General features: G+C 29.4%; 5 protein-coding genes. All 5 read right to left on the reverse strand.

Annotation, left to right across the window (positions count from 1 at the left end):
- The coding region (locus tag EIC27_RS05460; protein WP_205702351.1) for a WG repeat-containing protein at window positions 1-869 on the reverse strand (869 nt) is incomplete at its 3' end.
- Between the two features lie 3 nt (window positions 870-872).
- A complete protein-coding gene (locus EIC27_RS05465; protein ID WP_126045089.1) occupies window positions 873-3,209 on the reverse strand; it encodes a glycosyltransferase in 2,337 nt (778 codons plus the stop codon).
- Window positions 3,166-4,131, reverse strand: coding sequence for an NAD-dependent epimerase/dehydratase family protein (locus EIC27_RS05470; protein ID WP_162298347.1), 966 nt, complete (start codon window positions 4,129-4,131; stop codon window positions 3,166-3,168). The genes EIC27_RS05465 and EIC27_RS05470 overlap by 44 nt, the downstream gene beginning before the upstream one ends.
- The gene (locus EIC27_RS05475) at window positions 4,131-6,446 is read right to left on the reverse strand and encodes a histidine phosphatase family protein (RefSeq protein WP_126045091.1); all 2,316 of its coding nucleotides are present in this window, start codon (window positions 6,444-6,446) and stop codon (window positions 4,131-4,133) included. Before EIC27_RS05475 ends, EIC27_RS05470 begins: the two co-directional genes overlap by 1 nt.
- 171 nt (window positions 6,447-6,617) lie before the next feature.
- On the reverse strand, window positions 6,618-6,849 hold a 232-nt coding region (locus EIC27_RS08325), incomplete at its 5' end, for a transposase domain-containing protein (protein ID WP_205702331.1).

Consider the following 6,849-nt stretch of genomic DNA (forward strand, 5'->3'; position numbering starts at 1 on the left):
CGAATTAAGTTATCTTTAGGAACTTTTAAATTTTTTACTAATCCATCAGTAGTTGATGGTAAATATTCAAATATATTTAATTTTATAGCAGCATTTATAATAAATATTTTCCAAAAATCTACCATATCAGAAGATAATTGTGCTTCTGATACTCTTATATCCTCTTTATTTAATCTGTGGATTATTTGGTCTTTTATGTTAATTTGAAAGATATTACCATCAAAAGTTTCTACTCTTGCCAAATCATTATAAAAATGTTCTACATTTTTATACCTTGATTCATATAATGGATTGCCAGTTTTATCAATATGTAGCCACCCACTGATTTCTTCGGCCCTAGCATAACCTTTATGGTAAATATCAAGTTGTTTAAACCATTGATTATGAATATACTCTCCCTTATTATTAATGTGAGTTGCAGAATTTGACTTATAAACAACAGCTATACCATCTTTAAAATCACCTACATAGTCGTATCTCTCTTTATAGACAGGGTCTCCATTGATATCTATATGATAATATTGATCTTTTTTTCTAACAACACATAAATTTTCTTGGTAATTCCCGACCCATTCATAACTTGTTTTATATATACGCTTTCCATTAATATCTATATGGAAATATTCATCATCAATTGAAACCGCAGCACGATTACAATAAAACCCATATGACTTATCAAATCTTAACTTATAAGCAGGTTTCCCATTAATTTGAATATGATATGCACCAGAATTATCTTTTACAGCAGCAAGTCCAATATTTGCAAATTTAAGAACGGCAGTAAATCTATTATTATAAAGTGGATTACCTTCATAACAATGATAAGTCTCGCATGAAGAAATAAGTATTTTATCAAATTCTATAGTCATACTTTAGCCTACAAGAGATTTTCTCATATTACAGCCCTGGCAGAGCTTTTTTGATAAATAAGATACCTGAAGTTTCCGGTAATCGTTACTTGTCCATATATCATGCAAACTTTGTTTTGTAACATTACCAAACTTACCAAGAGATTTACGTAATTCATCAGGAGCACAACAAGGATTAAATTCACCTTCTGCATTTACCCATGCTTCCTTCCCTAAAAATGGACATGGTCCTCCAGGTGCTAAATCTTTAATTGCTTCCTCATTTAATATATCTATATTTTCAAGAACCAATTTCTTCCCATTCGGAAGAGTAGTACTATTAACTATTTGATATATTTTTTCAACTATCTTATTCCACTTTTTAATTGATTCTTTACTCCTTCTCATGGATTGATCTTTAATTTCATCAAAATGCGTCCAAAGATGATGTCCTTTTATTCTATCTACTCCAAGTTTTATAGCAAATTTTATTAATTCTGGTATTTCGTCAACATTCCTTTCTAAAAAAGTTAGCTGTAATGTAACTCTACACCTATTGTTATTATGTAATGCATAGTTATCTCTAATTTTGATAAATGTTTCCAAATTAGAAGTTACCGTTTCCCACTTAGAGCCCAGCATAATCTCTTCATGATTTTTTTTACTTGCTCCATTCCAAGAAATTTTAACATCTGATAATACTGGTACTAATAATTCAGCCCATTTTTGAGCACCTTTTATTGGAAAAGATCCATTAGTTGTTAGATTTAACTTGAGACTATATTTGTGACAAAGCTCTATAATTTTTTCAAAATCTTTATAAAGTAGTGGTTCCCCCATTGTAGAAGGAATAATTTCTCTCAGTGGTGTGCCAACAGATTCAGCTAACACTTTTTCTATAGTTTCAATAGGCATTATACGTCTAGCTATGCGATTGGCTATTCTATCTTTTTGTACCGTGCTATATGGAGAAAAACATTCACACATAACGCATTTATAGTTACAATGATCTGGATTAGTATCAAAAGTAATACGCCATGGCCCTGGCTTTGAAAGAACTTGTTTATTATTATGTTTCATAAGATTACCGTATATTTTTTCAATTCCAGCTGTATGTGATTTAATATCTGGAATTTGTTTATTAGTGGTATATAAATATCCTTCTTTCCCTAACTTTTTAGCAAGATATGGTTTATCAATAAATAGTTGCATTTTATCAGCTAGATCTATAGCATCTCTATGCTTAAATAAAAGTCCATTTTGATTATGCTTAACATATTCTTTCATTCCACCATAATCTGCGGTAATAACAGGCACTTGCACTTGCTGCGCTTCGTGTATTACCAAAGGTGAATTCTCCCCCCAAATAGAAGGAACAACAACACTATCAACTTCATTAAATACATTTTCTACAATCTCATCATTATTATATCCTCCCATCCATTTTATACTTTTACGAATTTTAGGTGATAATGAATTTTCTATAAGTTTTAATGCCATTGTATCTTCTCTTGAAAATCCCCAAATTTTTAAGAGAGCATTACCTTTTAATTTTGAAAAAGCTTTTAATAATATATGAATACCTTTTTGAGGAGTATGCGTGCCAATATATCCAAAAACAAATAATTTCTCTTTTATTCTATTTCTTTTCTTTAATTTTTCTAAATTAAACCCATAATCTAAGTAGGTAATCTTTTCTTTTGGCATAGAAAATTCCTTCATAAATTTTTCTAATAAATATTTAGATGGTGCGATAAAATGATCTATATATTTTATAATTAATTTAGTTTGTTTCATTCTATTATGAACCCAATTTTTCCAATATAAAAAATCTTCTTCGAAATTTTTTTCGTCACCGCTAAAACTTCCTTTATAACATTGCTTTGCACATTTAGAATCTTCTTGGCCATCACATAGTTCCCAAGGCTCTTTTGAATTTCTTTGGATAAATTGTCCTCTTGGACACATTAACCAAAAATCATGCAAAGTAAAAACAGAGGGTATTTTATTACTTTTCGTAATTTTAGGTAGATTTAGCGAAAGATAATTAAGATGACCAAAATGTACTACATTCGGCTTATAAGAATCTAATATATTTTGGAAAATTTCATCAGTTTGTATATGTATGAATTGATCACGATATTTTAAACGCGGTAAATTAACAACATGCAATAATATCCTTGGGTCAGCTGGATCAAGTTCAGTATTATAATGATAATCAGGAATAAAACTATTTTCCTGACGTGTAAAAACTTGCACCTCATGATTATTAGATAACTCTTGTGCTAATGTCCTACTGTAAACTTCAGAACCAGCATTATATCTTGGCGGATAACCGTGTATTACTTTCAATATTTTCATTTATATCTACCATATTTAAAGTATATATTTTTGCTTTTTCAGCCTTTAATCTTTCTATATAATCTATTAAACCACTTTTTATGTCATTTATTGGTTGCCAATTTAATAATGATTTTGCTCTAGAATAATCACCATAAAATTTTGAAGGATAAATAGAATTTTTGGGTTTTAATTTTATATCTGAAGAACTTTTAGCTAACTTTATAATTAAGTTAGCTAATTCAAATAAAGATGTAGCTTTTCCTGTGGTAAAATGTATGGCAGGTAAAGATTCATTATTTGAAGATAATACGTTTACAACTTCTGCAATACCTCTTGCAACATCGTCTACAAATGTAAAATCTAATAGTGAATCCTTTCCATTCACTTCTAATGCTTGGTTATTAATGGCATTCCAACAAAACGCTGGAATTACTCTTTCAGAATAATCTGACATGCCACCATAAACATTAGAAAATCTAAGAATTGAACTTTTTAAACCTACTGCTCTTGCCTCAGTAACAATATTTTCAGCATCTATTTTACTTTTTGCATATTGGTTATGTGGTTGAAAAATACAATCTTCATTGACTGGAAAAATATCTTGTTGTCCATAAACTTCTCTACTACTAGCATAAATGAGCCATGGTTTTTTAGTTGATTCAATACAAGCATTAACAATATTTCTTGTTCCTTCAACGTTAACTTTTTTACATAATTCGGGATTATCTTCTCCCCATATCACTCTTGATATTGCAGCAAGATGAATAACTCCTGTACAATTATCAATTAGTTTTTTTAAAATATTATAATTTAGTATATTACCATTTATATTATCCTCTCTAATGTCCATGGCAATGATGTTATAATTTAAATCCCCTAATATTTTAACTAAAGTAGAGCCTATTAAGCCAAGTGATCCTGTAACTAGTATTGTTTGCACTATAATTCCTCCTTGATTTCCTCTGCTTGGGTAAAGTAATAGTGTAAATATTCTAACCCATCTTGAAATATTTCAATACTATAATTGTAAACTTGCTGATACTTGTCATATACATAGTCAACTGGAACGCTGACATATTGTTCTTTTATCTTTTCTGAAACTACCGTTAAAGTTAATTTAGTTAAATAATCAGTCACTACTAATCCATTTAACAACATAATTCCTTTTTTAACTGAAAAAAATCCTTCGTGGAAGCTATTAAATGACATTGTAACGCCTTGCTTCATATTAAAGTAAATATATATTGCATCCATTAAATAGGGTATGGTTGTTTCAACAAAACTTTTTGATGTTTCTCTTACCATATCTTTATGATAAGCATAACATTGTAATCCGCTTATTGCTGCATTATTAAAAACATCAACAACAAATAAGTAATTACCTAGATTAGGTATCAAAAGTTTATTAGTTATAGAATTTATAAAGCCTAAAAAGCTATATGCAATAATCTCCTTGCTACAATGGCCTAAGAAATCCGATATATTATTTATTGGTAATTCATCTATACTATGGTGAGTTTTAACAACATGTAATTGATTTAGGTAATCAAGTACTTCAACCTTTGTAAAATATACTGCAGAACTAGATAGTGCTGCTCCAAATTTTACTGCTAGAGTTATATCTTTATTTGGAAAAAAGAAAGCAGCCGCTAAGCTAGTTGATAAATGTGCTCCAACCCATAAATGGTTGTCTTGATGAAATCCAAATATTGAAGTAATATTTTCAAAATTTTGAGGGAAAATAGAAGGCAGTAATGGATTAATAATTTCTGTTGAAAAATATTTAATTATAGGAGAATTTTCTATAAGCTCCTTGATAGTAAATAATATAAATGCAACATCACTATTCGATCTTGACTGTAATAGAGTTATTTTATTTGCTATGTTAAAAACATTGTTATGTCTGTAAAGAATTATTTCTCCTGTTTTTTCTTGCTGCAAACATATGCCATCTAGGAAGTGAAACTGCAATGCCTCATTACTATACATATGTCCTTCAGCAAGTGTGCCAAAAAAGGTGCCTAATACAGCATCATGAGTCACATATAAAGTTACTTCATCTGACTGCAATGAAGGTAAGATAGTAGACAATAACAATTTTGTTCCCTCATCTTTACTTCTCATGCCAATTAAAGAATGTCCTAGAAGTTGTTTTTGAATTATTTCTGGGACTGTATTTAATTTAAAATTTTTAACTGCTGTTCGTCCATCATATACATATGCTTCAGCTAAATATTGAGAATGTTGCACCTTTATATCATTTTGTTCTCCAATTAACACGTTTCTACCAGTCTCAACACATCTATCAGCAGGACTGCTAAATACTTGAGAAAATTTTGCAATTCTTGATAAAAAATACTCACCTAGATTTTTTGCATCTATTTTACCCTGAGCAGTTAATTCACAAGCATGATCTTGATTTGGATCATCTGCATAAAAACGTTCTGCATGTCTAATAACAAAAACTGTAGGTAACCACCCTTTTAAATTACTAAAAACACCATCAATATATTTTTCTGGATTATTATTATTAATACCACTCAATAATTTTGATACAGCTTCATCATAAATTAAAGTTCCATCTATACCCTGTAACCCAAGAGAAATTAGCTTTTCGGAAATGTGATAAACTTCATTTCCTCTATACAATCTCATTATATTATCCTTCCCTAGTTGCAAACATACTCCATCTAAATAAGTAAACCATAATTCTTCATGATCATATATGGGTACACCAGTTAATGTAGCAAAAAACATTGCAAGCACAGAATCATGACTTACATATAAAGATGTTGTTTTTTCCCCTGTAAGATCCATTAAAATATTTCTTAATAATAATGTAGTGCCTTCATCTGTGTTCCGAATTCCCTCTAAAGATTCTCCTAAAAAAAGTTTCTTTATTACAGTACGAACTGGAAATTGTTTAAAATGCTCTATAGCAACTGTTGACTCAAATGCATAAGCTCTTTCTAAATCTTGCCATTGCTCTACTTCAATATGACTTGCACTTTTTTTAGCAATATGACTTGCTGTTTCTATACACCTACCTACTGGACTACTAACAACTTTACTAATTTGTCCAACATTTTTTGCAAAAATTTCTCCTAATTGTTTAGCATCTTCTATACCTTCAGGAGTAAGTGTACATTTAAAATCCTCCTCTATATTGGTAGTTGAAAAACGTTTTGCATGTCTTATTAGAAAAACTGTAGGTAGATCCTTGGAAATATCTTTCAATACTTGTTTGATATGCATAAGCTTTTTTATTATTTTTACAAATCATATTTACTGAAACATATTATTTTTTAAAAGCAAAGAAAAAATTTTCTGTTCACTTAAACGTAAACGCTAAAATATCCCCATCTTGACAAGTATTATCCGCCTTTCTTTGGGTTTCTTAAGTTTTTTGATAATTCTAAAAAAAATTTAATTTGATGATATTTTTTTATCAATATTATATGGAAGTAAATTTACTAACTCTTTTGGATCAGAATAATCATGAATATGATTCAGCAAATATTTTAAATAATCATAAGGATTAATCTTATTTACTTTGCAAGTTTCAATAATACTATAAATATTTGCACTAGCTTTAGCACCCTTAGTTGTTGCACAGAACATCCAATTTTTTCTGCCAACTGCAAATGGTTTTATACTA

The sequence above is a fragment of the Candidatus Aquarickettsia rohweri genome (genome assembly GCF_003953955.1).
Taxonomy (GTDB): domain Bacteria; phylum Pseudomonadota; class Alphaproteobacteria; order Rickettsiales; family Midichloriaceae; genus Aquirickettsia; species Aquirickettsia rohweri.